The organism is Sphingobium olei (genome assembly GCF_042678845.1).
GTDB lineage: Bacteria > Pseudomonadota > Alphaproteobacteria > Sphingomonadales > Sphingomonadaceae > Sphingobium > Sphingobium olei.
Genome location: NZ_JBHTLS010000006.1, coordinates 27513 through 39949, shown reverse-complemented (window position 1 = coordinate 39949; position 12437 = coordinate 27513). Strand labels below are relative to the sequence as shown.

The 12437-nt window shown below is 63.5% G+C and carries 12 protein-coding genes; 5 read left to right on the top strand and 7 right to left on the bottom strand.

Features of this window, described 5'->3' with window-relative positions; translation table 11 throughout:
- Positions 1–54: 54 nt before the first annotated feature.
- The 5 genes from ACFQ24_RS01505 to ACFQ24_RS01485 form a co-directional block, all read right to left on the bottom strand.
- Entirely contained in the window at positions 55–468 is a 414-nt protein-coding gene (locus ACFQ24_RS01505) for a group II truncated hemoglobin (RefSeq protein ID WP_185707318.1), read from the bottom strand.
- Between the two features lie 176 nt (positions 469–644).
- Positions 645–1094 carry a hypothetical protein gene (locus ACFQ24_RS01500; RefSeq protein ID WP_380908623.1) on the bottom strand — a complete coding sequence of 150 codons (450 nt, stop codon included), beginning with the start codon at positions 1092–1094 and terminating at the stop codon, positions 645–647.
- The gene (locus ACFQ24_RS01495) at positions 1094–1501 is read right to left on the bottom strand and encodes a response regulator (protein ID WP_185707622.1); all 408 of its coding nucleotides are present in this window, start codon (positions 1499–1501) and stop codon (positions 1094–1096) included. Before ACFQ24_RS01495 ends, ACFQ24_RS01500 begins: the two co-directional genes overlap by 1 nt.
- A gap of 87 nt (positions 1502–1588) precedes the next feature.
- Entirely contained in the window at positions 1589–2203 is a 615-nt protein-coding gene (locus ACFQ24_RS01490) for a response regulator transcription factor (RefSeq protein ID WP_185707322.1), read from the bottom strand.
- On the bottom strand, positions 2196–3692 hold the full coding sequence (locus ACFQ24_RS01485; RefSeq protein WP_185707324.1) for a PAS domain-containing sensor histidine kinase: 1497 nt from the start codon (positions 3690–3692) through the stop codon (positions 2196–2198). The genes ACFQ24_RS01490 and ACFQ24_RS01485 overlap by 8 nt, the downstream gene beginning before the upstream one ends.
- Before the next feature lie 440 nt (positions 3693–4132).
- On the opposite strand from ACFQ24_RS01485, the gene ACFQ24_RS01480 reads away from it, so the two are divergent.
- The 4 genes from ACFQ24_RS01480 (at position 4133) to ACFQ24_RS01465 (ending at position 10841) form a co-directional block, all read left to right on the top strand.
- The gene (locus ACFQ24_RS01480) at positions 4133–5395 is read left to right on the top strand and encodes an MgtC/SapB family protein (protein WP_185707326.1); all 1263 of its coding nucleotides are present in this window, start codon (positions 4133–4135) and stop codon (positions 5393–5395) included.
- Positions 5396–5910: 515 nt separating this feature from the next.
- Complete coding sequence (locus tag ACFQ24_RS01475; RefSeq protein ID WP_380908621.1) at positions 5911–6420, top strand: Hsp20/alpha crystallin family protein; 510 nt, start codon at positions 5911–5913, stop codon at positions 6418–6420.
- Between the two features lie 7 nt (positions 6421–6427).
- Entirely contained in the window at positions 6428–7975 is a 1548-nt protein-coding gene (locus tag ACFQ24_RS01470) for a bifunctional aminoglycoside phosphotransferase/ATP-binding protein (RefSeq protein WP_185707330.1), read from the top strand.
- Positions 7976–8018: 43 nt separating this feature from the next.
- The gene (locus ACFQ24_RS01465; RefSeq protein WP_380908619.1) at positions 8019–10841 is read left to right on the top strand and encodes a cation-translocating P-type ATPase; all 2823 of its coding nucleotides are present in this window, start codon (positions 8019–8021) and stop codon (positions 10839–10841) included.
- A 41-nt stretch (positions 10842–10882) separates the two neighbouring features.
- Here the strand turns inward: ACFQ24_RS01465 and ACFQ24_RS01460 are convergent, their stop codons facing one another.
- Positions 10883–11278, bottom strand: a complete 396-nt coding sequence (locus ACFQ24_RS01460; protein WP_185707332.1) for a cupin domain-containing protein — start codon at positions 11276–11278, stop codon at positions 10883–10885.
- Between the two features lie 224 nt (positions 11279–11502).
- Here ACFQ24_RS01460 and ACFQ24_RS01455 point away from each other — a divergent pair, with 224 nt between their 5' ends.
- On the top strand, positions 11503–11934 hold the full coding sequence (locus tag ACFQ24_RS01455; protein ID WP_185707334.1) for a nuclease: 432 nt from the start codon (positions 11503–11505) through the stop codon (positions 11932–11934).
- Positions 11935–12024: 90 nt separating this feature from the next.
- Here ACFQ24_RS01455 and ACFQ24_RS01450 read toward each other — a convergent pair whose 3' ends face one another.
- Entirely contained in the window at positions 12025–12198 is a 174-nt protein-coding gene (locus tag ACFQ24_RS01450) for a hypothetical protein (protein WP_185707336.1), read from the bottom strand.
- Positions 12199–12437: the final 239 nt, after the last annotated feature.

Here is a 12437-nt window from a genome sequence, read left to right as displayed (position 1 = left end):
AGGCGAGGCACTCGGCTGCCTCAGACCAGCGGGCAGCGCTCCGACGCGCCCGCGTCACCCTACCGAGGCGGGTCGCCTCACCATGCCCTGCGCCATGCCGGACAGAGCCTCCATCATCCTTGTTCCAAGTTCTGAATCGATCGGAGCTTCGGTCACCGCGCGGCGCATGGCGTCTACCCACTGATCTGCGCTTTCCCGATCGATTGCAAGCTTCGCATGGGCGGACATGACGCAGACGCCCGGGTGCTCGGAGAACCAGTCGCGAGGACCGCCCAGCCATGCGATTAGAAAACCTGAGAGCGATGTTCGCATCGGTGCGAGATCCTCGGCGTGCATCGCCCGAAGCGCCGCATAGTCACGCTCGCTGTCCATGAGATCGTAGAATCTGTCGACCACCTGGCGCACGACGGGAGCGCCGCCGATCATGTCGAAGGGGGTTTGCTTCACCTGGTTTGCAGCTGCGGTCATCTGTCACTCCGCGTCTATTTCCGCGCTGTGCGGCGGTCTCCGAACAGACCGAAGGAGGAAGTATCGTAGATTGGGATCACCCTTCGCGGGTTTGATCCGCGTCAAAGCGCGAGAATATTTTTGCTCAGAGTGCGCACGTCCCAGGCGACCGGCGTGGCGGTGAACAGGCTGCAAAGTCAAAGCCGCCCGCGCGTTGGGCGTCCGGGTCCAGTCGGCGATGGCGCAAGCCCGCGAAAACGCGTGCGCGCGTCCAGCACCGCGCCCGTGAGGCGCGCCGGCGTATAGGGTTTGGAGAGAACATCCACCACGCCGCGTTTCATGGCGGATACCACGAGACGAACATCAGCCCGGCTGGTCTGCAAGATCGGAAGCGCGCCGCGTCGTAGCTCTGCATTCTGATCGAGCACATCGATGGTGTCGGGCGAGGCCGTGTCTCCGTCGAGCAGGAGGATGCAGCCGTTATCGATATTCACATCAGCGATACCGGCGACACAGGCATAGGTGCCAAGCCACTGCAGCGCGCCGGTGCATGCTTCGCGGGCGATCGCAAACTGCTCGTCGGCGCCGATTCCGATGACCGAAATTTTCGGTTCGGCCTGTCGCGTTGCGGAAGACCGAGCTTCCATCACACCCGGCGCTCCTGATCTGCGAGCTTTGTCACCGTGTCGACAAGCACATGATCGCGAAACGGCTTTTCGAGCACGATGTCGAAACCCTTGGCGCGTGCGCGGGCATCGAGCGCTGGCGAGGGATAAGCGGTGATGAGAACCGCAGGTCCCGTCCATCCGCGTGCGCGCAGCCGCGACAGGACCTCGATGCCGTCGAGGTCGTCCATGCTGTAGTCGGCGACAAACAGGCGGGCGCCATCGGCGGAGGCATCGGCCAGCAGAGCAGCGCCGGTCGCGTAGGCGCGCACGTCGAAGCCCTTCGCCTGCAGCAGCAACTGCAACGAGCGCCGGACGCCGGCGTCGTCTTCCACGAGCAGCAAGCGCGGCCGACCTTTTTCGGAACCTGAACGTAAATCGCCAGCCATGAGAGACATCACCAAATCCAGCACCATTGCGGGAGCGCCGGGAATGTCATCAATGGGCCGGGACGTCGCTACGTAATCGTCCTGATCTCAGCCGCCGACCCCTGCGGCGAAGGCGATGCGCAGTGCGTCGGAGAGGCTTCTGACGTTAAGCTTGGTCATGAGATTGGCTCGGTGGACCTCGACCGTTCGCGGGGAAATGCCAAGATCATAGGCGATCGTCTTGTTCGGCAGCCCCTGAGCCAGGCCTTTGAGGACATCCTGCTCGCGCGATGTGAGGCCTGCGATAAGCACGCTGGCCTCAGAGGCTCGGCTCGCGCGGCCTTCGGTGTCGCTCAGCCGCTCGAAGGCACGTTCGATCGCGGACAAAAGCACCGCCTTCTCGAATGGCTTTTCGATGAAGTCGATGGCTCCCGCTTTCATGGCGCGCACGGCGATCGATACGTCGCCGTGCCCCGTCAGGATCACGACGGGCATGGCGACACCCCGTTCGCTGAGCGCCTGCTGCACCTCGAGACCATCCATCTCGGGCATGCGCACGTCGAGGAGAATGCAGCCGGGCTCCACGGTCTTCACGTTCTTCAGGAACTCGACGCCCGAGGCCCATGTCGTCACTGCGAAGCCGGACGTCTTGAGCATGAAGCTGGCCGATCGGCGAATAGCGTCCTCATCGTCAACAATGTGGATTGTACGCTTATCAACCATCCAGCTTCTCCGGCTCCGCTCTTACCAAAGTGAAATGGAATAGGGTACCGCCCGCGGGACGGGGCTCCATCCAGATTCGTCCGCCGTTTGCTTCGACTATTGTACGGCAGATCGAAAGTCCAAGGCCCATGCCTTCGCTTTTCGTACTCACAAAAGCCGTGAAGAGCTGCGCGGCTACTTCGGGCGCCACGCCTGGACCCGTGTCGGCGATCGTGACCCGCACGAAGCCAGCCTGATCGGGTCCCGTGCTCACGGTCAGCACTCGTTCTTCCGAACCGCCCATCGCCTCGACCGCGTTGCGGATCAAATTGACCAGCACCTGCTGGATCTGGATCTTGTCGACTAGCACATCGGCCGCATCGTGATCGATGTCGAACCGCGCATCGATCGACTTCTCGCTTGCGCCCATCAGGCCGAAAGCCGCCGCCTCATTGATGAGCAGAGGGAGCTTCTCGACGGTTTTCTCGACCTCGCCCCGCGCGACAAAATCGCGCAGGCGGCGCACGATATGCCCAGCGCGCATGGCTTCCCCGGCCGCATCGTCGAGCGCCTCGCGGATCATCGGCAGATCTTCCGGATCGAGTTCGGCGAGAAGATCGCGCACCGCCTCGACATAGTTGGCCACCGCCGTGATTGGCTGGTTGAGCTCATGTGCGAGCGTCGAGGCCATCGTCCCCATCGCGCTGACGCGGGCCACGTGAATCAGCTCGGATTGCAACTCCTCAAGCTGCTCTTGCGTCCGCTGCCGTTCGGTGATGTCGCGGATGAAGCCGGTAAACAGCCGCTGGTCCTCGCCGGTGGCCTCCCCCACCGAGAGTTCCATCGGGAAGGTCGATCCGTCCTTACGCTGGGCGAAAACCACGCGGCCGATGCCGATGATCCGTCTTTCGCCCGTCCTTAGATACCGCTCGATATAGCCGTCGTGGCGCTCCCGGTCGGGCGAGGGCATCAGCATGCTGACGTTCTTACCGACGACCTCGCTCTCGTCATAGCCGAACAGCCGTTCGGCTGCGGCGCTGAATGAGAGAATGACGCCGTGCTCGTCGATGACGATCATCGCGTCGGGAACGGTCGAAAGGATCGAGCGGAGGTGGTTCTCGCTGTTCCTGAGAGCCGCGTCATTGGCGCGCTGGTCGGTGATGTCGCGTACGACGACCGCGAGGCCGTGCAAGGCGCCGGCCTGGTCGCGCAGCGCCGTCATCGATACATGCGCTAGGAATTCGGTGCCGTCCTTGCGCACCCGCCAGGCATCGAACTCGGCCCTTCCCTGCTCCAGCGCAGCCGCCATATCGGCCACGGGCTTGCCCTGCGCCACGGCGTCGTCGGGATAGCAGAAAGAGGCGTCGTTCCCCGCGATCTCCGCCTCGCTCCAGCCGAAGAGCTGCCGCGCGCCCTCGTTCCAGATGACGACCTTGCCGTCCGCATCGAGCATGGAAAGGGCGAGGTCCTGAACCCCGTTGATGAGCAAGGTGAGATCTTCGGCGGTCATGCAGGCATCGCCTCGCCAGCATCACCTGCTCCCGCCTGCGGGTTCCGAGCACAGGTCTCTGCCCTAATCGCCTGCTCCGCAGGTGGGCATAATGACAGGCAAGCCCGCCGCATATATCCGCCGAGCAGCAAAACGTTTGTTCGCGTGTTCGTCATTGCGCTCAAGCGTTGAGCCACTCCATCTTGGTTTCCTGGCAGGCATAGCAAGGCTGAAGCCTTCAAGCCACCGGCGCGCGCCACAGCTTTTCATCTCTTCGCGCGCCCGTTACGATCCTTCTGGGAAGCGGCACTTTGGCCCTCCCGTCCCGGCGCTCTTCAGAATGGTTCGTGGGTCACGGGTAATGCGGCTTGCCGTATCTTGTGAAGGTTTGAAGAGGCTACCGGAGTGAACAGCAAGGAGTTCCAAGACGATTCCATTCACAGGCTGCAGGCCCTCAGCGCATGATATTCCTTGACGCTGCGATCCTGCGCAGTCTCGCGGCATCGCTTGCCGTGGGCGTGTTGATCGGCATCGAACGCGGGTGGCGACAACGCGACGCATCGGACGGAGGGCGGGTCAGCGGCCTTCGTACCTTCGCGCTGCTGGGGCTGGCAGGCGGCATCGCCGGGCTACTGCCCGACCTGGTTGCTGGTGCGGTGAGCCTCGCCATCCTGTTCAGCCTGGTGCTCGGTTATCGCAGCACGCTCGACCGTCAGGCAAGTCTCTCGGTCACCAACACGATCGTAGGGGTGATCACCTTCGCGCTAGGGCTTTTGGCAACCAAGGGTTTGGTGACCGAGGCGCTTGCGCTGGCGGCGGTCACCACGCTCGTTCTCTCCATGCGCAGTCAGGCGCACGCGATGCTCAAGGGCCTGAGCGAAGCCGAGATCGAGTCGATCGCGCGCTTCGCGCTCGTCGCACTGGTCGTGCTGCCGCTTCTGCCGGATGCGAGCTACGGCCCTTATGGAGCATGGAATCCCCGGCAGATCTGGATGGTGGTCGTGATCGTCCTCGGCCTTTCCTTCGTCGGCTATGTCGCGTCGCGCCGGCTCGGGCCCGCGCGCGGCATCATGGTGACGGCGCTGTGCGGCGCGCTGGTCTCATCGACAGCCGTGACTGCCGCTTACGCGCGGCGTCTTCGCGAGGAGAACGCACCGGCGGCGCCTTTGGTCGCCGGGATCGCGCTCGCCTCGCTCGTCATGTTCGTGCGTGTTCAGGTCCTGACCATGATGCTGGTGCCCGCAGCCGGCCGGTCGCTCGCCGTCGCCATGATCCCCGCCTTTCTGGTCGGATCGTTGACAACGCTGCTTGCGGTGCGATCGGGACGCAAGAGCCCGGAGGGAGCAGAGATAGCGCTTGGCAATCCGCTCGATTTTCGGCCGGCTCTGATCCTGGCGGGGCTTGTCGGCCTGATGACGGTGGTCGCGCGATGGGCGCTGGCCCGCTTCGGAGACGAAGGTGTCGTTGTTGCCTTGGGATTGACCGGCCTCATGGATGTCGATGCGGCTGTCCTCACGCTGTCGAACATGCCGAAAGGCCTTGTCGACCCGCAGACGGCCGGCCTGGTGCTGGCGGTGCCGGTGCTTGCCAACACCGCGTTCAAAGCTGTGCTGGCCTTCGCGCTGGCCGGCGTGCGAGGCCGGGGCTGGCAGGCTGCCGGCCCGCTGGTCGCTTCCGTGATCGCATCAGGCATCGGCCTCGCGACCGCGGCTTCGTTCCTTTGAGCTATGGCGCCGGCGGCAGCTCTTGAGGAGCCTGGCCCGGATTGTCCAGGTCGGGTTGCCCGGGAAGGATCGTCGGATCGTTTGGCAAGGGTGTCTCGTCAGGCCTGTTCGGCGCGGGCGTTTCGGGCGGCGATTGGGGCCGGATGATGTCGGGTTCGGGAGCGCCGGGTTGCGTAGCCATTTCTTCCTCCAATGGAGAAAAGGTCAATCATGCACAGATTAGCGGCCGGCGCCATAGCCGCCGCGCCCCCTCGGGTGACGCCACTTCACAAAGCGCCTGAAGCAGATGCTTCCCGAGTACCAATGAAACGGGACAATCCTCGAAGGACAGTGAACAGGGATCAGCTCGGCCCCAAATACGTTCCCTTCGTAGACTCCCTGATAGCATGGGATAATGGCCCGACTTAGGAGTTCCTTTGTCCGAGCGCTGGAACGGGCAAGTGCCGCATTACCCTTGCTGGGAAGACGCGAAACGCCTCGCTTTCATCTCGGACCCGCTTCGAAGGAGATGTGCAGTGAACGATACGACCTCTGTTCCCACCAGGAAAGCAGCGTCACCGACACCCATCCGGAACGCTTCGCCGTTTGGAGCCCCCATGGATTGGCTCCGCTCCGAGATCGACCAGCTGTTTGAGAATTTCGGTCAGCCCGGCCAGAGCATCTTCAATTTCGGCAGGCAAGGCGGATCCATGCCCGTCCCCGCCGTCGAACTCGTCGAGGATGAGAAGGGCTATAAGCTCACCGCTGAGTTGCCCGGCCTTACCGAGCAGGACATCGAGGTGAGCGTGGCAGGCGACGTTCTCACCATTACCGGAGAAAAGAAGGAAGACAGCAAGCGCGAGGAGAAAGGCGTGTTGATCAGCGAGCGGCGCTACGGCTCGTTCCACCGCCAGGTTCCGCTGCCCCCTGACGTGGATCAGGAGGCGATCACCGCCGAATTCAAGGACGGCGTTCTCAATGTCGTGCTCGGCAAGGATCAGAATGTTGCTGCGCGGAGCCGTAAGATCGAGATCGGCAAGGGCTGACGCAGCTATGACGGAACCGGTCGACATCTCCGATATGCAGGCCGGTTCCGTCGCGTTTCTGGAGACTGAGAGTTCCTTGGTGCCTGGCGAGCGAGCGCGCCGCATCGACACGCACGCGGCGCGGATCTTTCTTGCGGGAGATCGCGCCTTCAAGCTCAAGCGGGCGGTTCGCCTCGGCTATCTCGATTTTTCCACGCTTGCGCGGCGCAAGGCCGCGCTCGAGACCGAACTTCTCCTGAACCGCCGCACGGCTCCGGACCTCTATCTGAGGGTACGACCGCTCTGCCGCACCAAGGACGGCGCCTTCAACTTGGCGGGCCAGGGCGAGGTCATCGATTGGCTGCTCGAAATGCGGCGGTTTCCCGACGACGCTCTGCTCGAACGCTTGGTCGAAGAAGGCCGGCTGACCCAGGATCTGGTCTTTCGGCTGGCGGATCAGATCCGCGCGTTTCACCACGTTGCCAAGCCCAGTAGCGATACGCAGGGCCATGCGCGGATCGCCGCCGTGATTACTGGCAATGAGGCGAGCATCGCACGATATCCGCACGTGCTTCCGCCCCGCGACGCGCATAAACTTGTCGCGAGGCAAAAGGAGATCGCCACACGGCTTGCAGACCTACTGAACGAGCGCGCGACCAAGGGCCGGGTGAGGCACTGCCATGGCGACCTGCACCTTGCTAACATCGCTGTCATCGACGGCGCGCCCCTGCTCTTCGACTGTCTCGAGTTTGATGAGGAATTGGCGACGACCGACGTCCTCTATGATCTTGCATTCCTGCTGATGGACCTGTGGAGCCGGAGATTGCGCCTTGAGGCCAACATCGTGTTCAACCGCTACCTCGATATAGCGGAGGACGACGAAGCCGGCATCGCTCTCTTGCCGCTGTTCATGTCGATCCGGGCGACGATCCGGGCTCACGCGCTGGCGGCCCAGGTCGATGATCGCGACCGGTCTTCGACACTCGCGTCACGCGCGCGCGGCTATCTGGAGATCGCGGAAGCGTTTCTGGCGCCATCGGACGGCAGGTTGATCGCAATCGGGGGATTGTCCGGTACGGGCAAGTCGACGGTTGCGCGCATGATCGGCCATGAAGTGGGCAGCCCCCCCGGCGCGCGGATCATCCGCTCGGATGTGCTTCGCAAGCGCTTGGCCGGCGTGAGGCCGGAAGCGCCGCTCTCCAGGGAAGCATACAATGAAGAGGCCAGTGCCCGGGTCTACGGCGAGCTTGAGCGCCTGGCGGGCGACGCTCTGGACGCCGGATACGCCGTCATTGCCGATGCGGTCTTTGCGCGCGAGGCGGAGCGCACCTCGATCGGCAGGCTCGCCGCGCGGCGCGGAACGACCTTCGACGGCATATGGCTTGAGGCATCTCCGTCGCAGCTTGAGCGGCGCGTCGAGACGAGACGCGGCGATGCTTCCGATGCCGATGTGACCGTGGTGCGTCAGCAGGCCAGCTATGCCATCGGTGAACTCGACGGTTGGCTGCGGGTTGATGCTGGCGGTCAGCGAGCGGCCAGCGCCGCAAACGTCAGGAATGCGCTTGGCCTGTCATGACCGGTCGTTAGTCGCGATTGGGACGAATGATCGGGAAGATTCGATGGAAGTTGCGAAGACGACAGGCCTGCCGCACACGCAAGACGTCGCAGCGATTGTAAGGACGGTCGAAGCCGATGCCGTGAGCGGGCTGAGCAGCAGTGAGGCTCGCCAGCGGCTCGCCCTCTACGGCCTTAACGAACTGGCACGCCGCAAACCCGTCCCGGGCTACAGGAAGTTTCTCGCCCAGTTCGCCAGCGGACTCGTGCTGTTGCTCATCGTCGCCGCGGCCATTTCCGCGGTTCTATGGTGGCTCGAGCGCGACGCGCCTGTCCCTTTCGAGGCGCTCGCCATTCTCGCGATCGTCGTCCTTAACGCGCTCATGGGCTATGTGCAGCAAGAACGTGCCGACCGCGCGGCTGCAGCGCTACGGCAGTTGACCGCCAAATCGGCTAGCGTGGTGCGGGACGGACGATTGGTGCAGGTGCCCGCCGAAGAGCTTGTCCCCGGCGATCTTCTGTCGGTGGAAGAGGGCGAGACCATCGCCGCCGACGCAAGGCTGCTCGAACTTGCCGGTTTGCAGGTCGCCGAAGCGCCGCTCACCGGCGAGAGTCTTCCCGTCGCAAAAACGCTCGAGGCCCTGCCTGCATCGGCTCAGCCTGCCGATCGCACCAACATGCTTTTCAGCGGCACCGCGGTGACCAGCGGCCATGGCCGGGCGATCGTGACGGCAACGGGGGCACGAACCGAGATCGGCAATATCGCCGGGCTGCTTGCCGCGACCCGCGAGACGCGCACGCCGCTTCAACTCGAGCTCGATCGGATAGGCAAGCTCCTGGGCATCGCGGTCCTCGCGATCGCCGCGATCATGATCGCGACGCTTTTTCTGACGCGCGAGATCGCCGGAATGGCGGCAGTCTTCGAGATCTTCATTCTCGGCGTCGCTCTCGCGGTCGCCGCCGTTCCGGAAGGCCTGCCCGCGATCGTGACCGTCGTGCTATCGATCGGCGTGCAGCGCATGGCGAAGCGCAAGGCGATCGTGCGGTCGCTTGCCGCAGTTGAAACGTTGGGTTCGGCGGATGTGATCGCCACTGACAAAACGGGCACGCTCACTCGCAATGAAATGACGGTCCGCCAGGTCGTCACCGCCAGCGGGACCGCGATGATCTCGGGTGTCGGCTACGCGCCTTCGGGCGAGATCCTCACGAGTGACGGTCGACCGATCAGCGGCGGGCTGCGCCATGAGGTCGATGATTTGCTCGCCTCGGGCAGCTGCGCGAACAATGCCGGACTGCGGCAGGACGCGGGCCAGTGGATCATCAAGGGCGACCCGACCGAGGCAGCCCTGCTGGTGGCTGCCGCCAAGGCGGGTCTGCGGCATGAAGATCTGCAAAGCCGGCTGCCGCGAGTTGGCGAGGTGCCCTTCACGTCGGACCGCAAGCTGATGAGCACCGTTCACGAAGGATCGGAGCTTGGCCGCCAGACATGCGTCTTCACCAAGGGCGCGCCGGATGTGCTCCTTGCCCTTTGCGATCGCGAATTCGTCGAGGACCGGGAAAGCAGGCTGACCGAGGATCGCCGGCGCGACATCCTTGAAACCGTCGAGCAGCTTGCGGCACAAGGGCTGCGCCCTTTGGGATTTGCCAGGCGCAACGACGCCGGCAATGGCGAGCAGGCCGCAACATGCGACATCGAACGCGACCTCGTCTTCCTCGGACTCGTCGGAATCATGGATCCCCCACGGGAGGAAGCCAGGCTTGCTGTCACAGCCGCGCATCGTGCCGGAATCCGGGTGATCATGATCACCGGCGACCATCCGGCAACTGCGCGGGCAATCGGCGCCGAACTCGGCATCGGCACAGCCGGTGCTGTCGCGACCGGAGGGCAAGTCGGAGCGTTGCGGGATGCCGAGCTTGATGAACTTGTCCTCAGGACGTCGATCTTTGCGCGTGTGGCGCCAGAACATAAGCTCAGGATCGTCGAGGCGCTGCGCCGACAAGCACATATCGTCGGCATGACCGGCGACGGCGTGAATGACGCCCCTGCGCTCAAGACGGCGGACATCGGGATCGCCATGGGGATCACCGGCACCGATGTCGCCAAGGAAGCCGCCGACATCGTGCTGGCCGACGACAATTTCGCGACGATCGTGGCCGCCGTCGAGGAAGGTCGCGCGATTTTTGCCAATATCCGCAAGTTCCTGTCCTATCTGCTCTCCTCGAACATCGCCGAAGTCATGACGATGTTTCTCGGCGTCCTGCTGTCTGGCATCATTGGTCTTGCCGGCCATGCGCAGGACACACTCGCGTTGCCGCTGCTCGCAGTGCATATCCTGTGGATCAATCTGATCACCGACGGCGCGCCGGCGCTGGCGCTGGGCCTCGATCGCGTCGACCCGTCCGTCATGGACCGGCCGCCCCGTGCGCCCGCCGAAAAGGTCGTCACGCCCGGCATGTGGACAAGGATCGGCGCGACCGGAGCGCTCATGGCGCTGGGAACCCTGGCGGTATTCGACGGCGCGCTGCCGGGCGGAGTGATCGAAGGAAGCGGGTCGATCGCCTATGCCCAGACGATGGCCTTCACCACGCTCGTTTTCTTCCAGCTCCTCAACGCCGCCGCGACGCACGCGGACGACAACAGCATTTTCAGCCGCCAGATCTTCTCCAACAAGTGGCTTTGGCTCGCCCTGTCGCTGTCGCTGCTGCTCCAACTCTGCGTGGTGGAGCTTGGCCCCTTTCAGGCGGCATTCTCGACCGTTTCGCTGAGCCTCTTCGATTGGCTGACCTGCGCGGTCGCAGCGAGTTCGATCCTTTGGGGACGTGAGTTCCTGCTGCTGACGCGCAGGAGCATGCGACCCGCTCCCGCCAACTTGCGGAGCAGGTCGTGAGTGCCGCGTCAGCCGCGCCACTCAGCGACTTGCCTCGCTTGCTATTCGGTCGTGCGGCCGTCGAAATGTTCGTGAGCCGCTTGCGCGTCCGCGCAGGTCCCGTGAACCGTCCCATCGACATGCTCCGGCGGCCCATAGATCGTATATAGCTTGAGCGCTTCCTTGCCCACGCTCCTGACGTTGTGGCGCGCGCCTTGCGGCACGACGATGCCATCGTCCGCTTCGACCCGGTGGGTCACGCCGTCGATCAGGATTTCGCCTTCTCCGGCCTCGATTCGAAAGAACTGGTCACGATCATCGTGCACTTCCTCGCCGATCTCTTCGCCAGGTTCGATCGACATCAACACCAGTTGCAGATTATGGCCGGTATAGAGAACGCGCCGGAAGTCGGTGTTTTCCTCTGTCAGCTCCTCGATATCGCCGACGAAACCCTTCATGATGGTGTCTCCCTTCAAGAAATCTGAATGAAGCTGCCGAACGGGCGGCTCAAGCGATGACGATCATGCCCGGTGGGAGTTCCTGAAGCATTGCGGAAAGCTACTTAGCCGGTTGCTCGCCCAAGAGCAGGCGAAGGCTTGCCGCCCACTCGAGACCGATGCGCTGCGGTATGGTGAGTAGCGACCTCTCGCCGCCAGTCCGGCAACGCGCTAGAGCTGACTGCATGCTGACGTCCACGACCATCTGGGCAAGAAAAATCCTGCCATACCTTGCAGCAGGATTTCTGAGCCTGGCCTGGGTATCTCCGGCGCGGGCCGATCCATGCGAAGGCGCGCTGCCGGCCAGGGGCTCGGTCTTCAGCGGAGAGGTCCGCTACGTGGGTGACGGAGACGGGCTTTGTCTCGGACCCGAGGGTCGTCCCGACCGCTGGATAGAAGTCCGGCTTGGCGATTTCTTCGCGCCCGAGCTTCAGGAACGTGGCGGCGCGCAGGCCAAAAGCCGGCTCGCTCAGCTTGTCATGGGACGAGTCCTGGTCTGCAGAGCCGGGCGGCGCAGCTACGATCGGGTGATCGGCTTCTGCACGCTGGCGGGCAAGCCAGTCGGCGACTTGCTGCGATCGCGGGGCGGCGTTGAAGCGGGGCGCGGTTGGCGCTGACGGCTGTTCGCTCGTCGGCGGTCCCGACCAATTGCAAAACGGTTTCACCAGACGAGCGGATTACAAGCGGATGAACGCTCGCCCGCTCCGTTAAGATGTTTTTTCGGAATGCGGCATTTGATCGCGCTGTTCTTGCAGGATCGCGATCAGCTGGTCCAGCTCACTTCGGTCCAGCATGGCTTGAGCCAGAAGGATGCCATCGCGTTTGATCTCAAGTGCAAGCTTTGCACCATCTTCAACAAGCGTCGTCAGGATTTGCGCCACCTGTACCCTCCAAGCAGAGCCGTCGCCGCAGGATACAGAAACGCTGCCAGAAAGTCGATCTATCTCGCAGCTCTTCGTGCCATCTGCCCCTAGCTGCCAGCCCTTCGTTTTGAGGCATGCAGCCGAGGATCAAAGACGACCCTCAGCCTGAGCTCGATGAGTCTCCATCCGGCGGGGTTCGGAAGTGCCTGAATGGTTCGTCAACCGTGCCAGAGAGGTATCGCGGCTGCCTGCGCCGG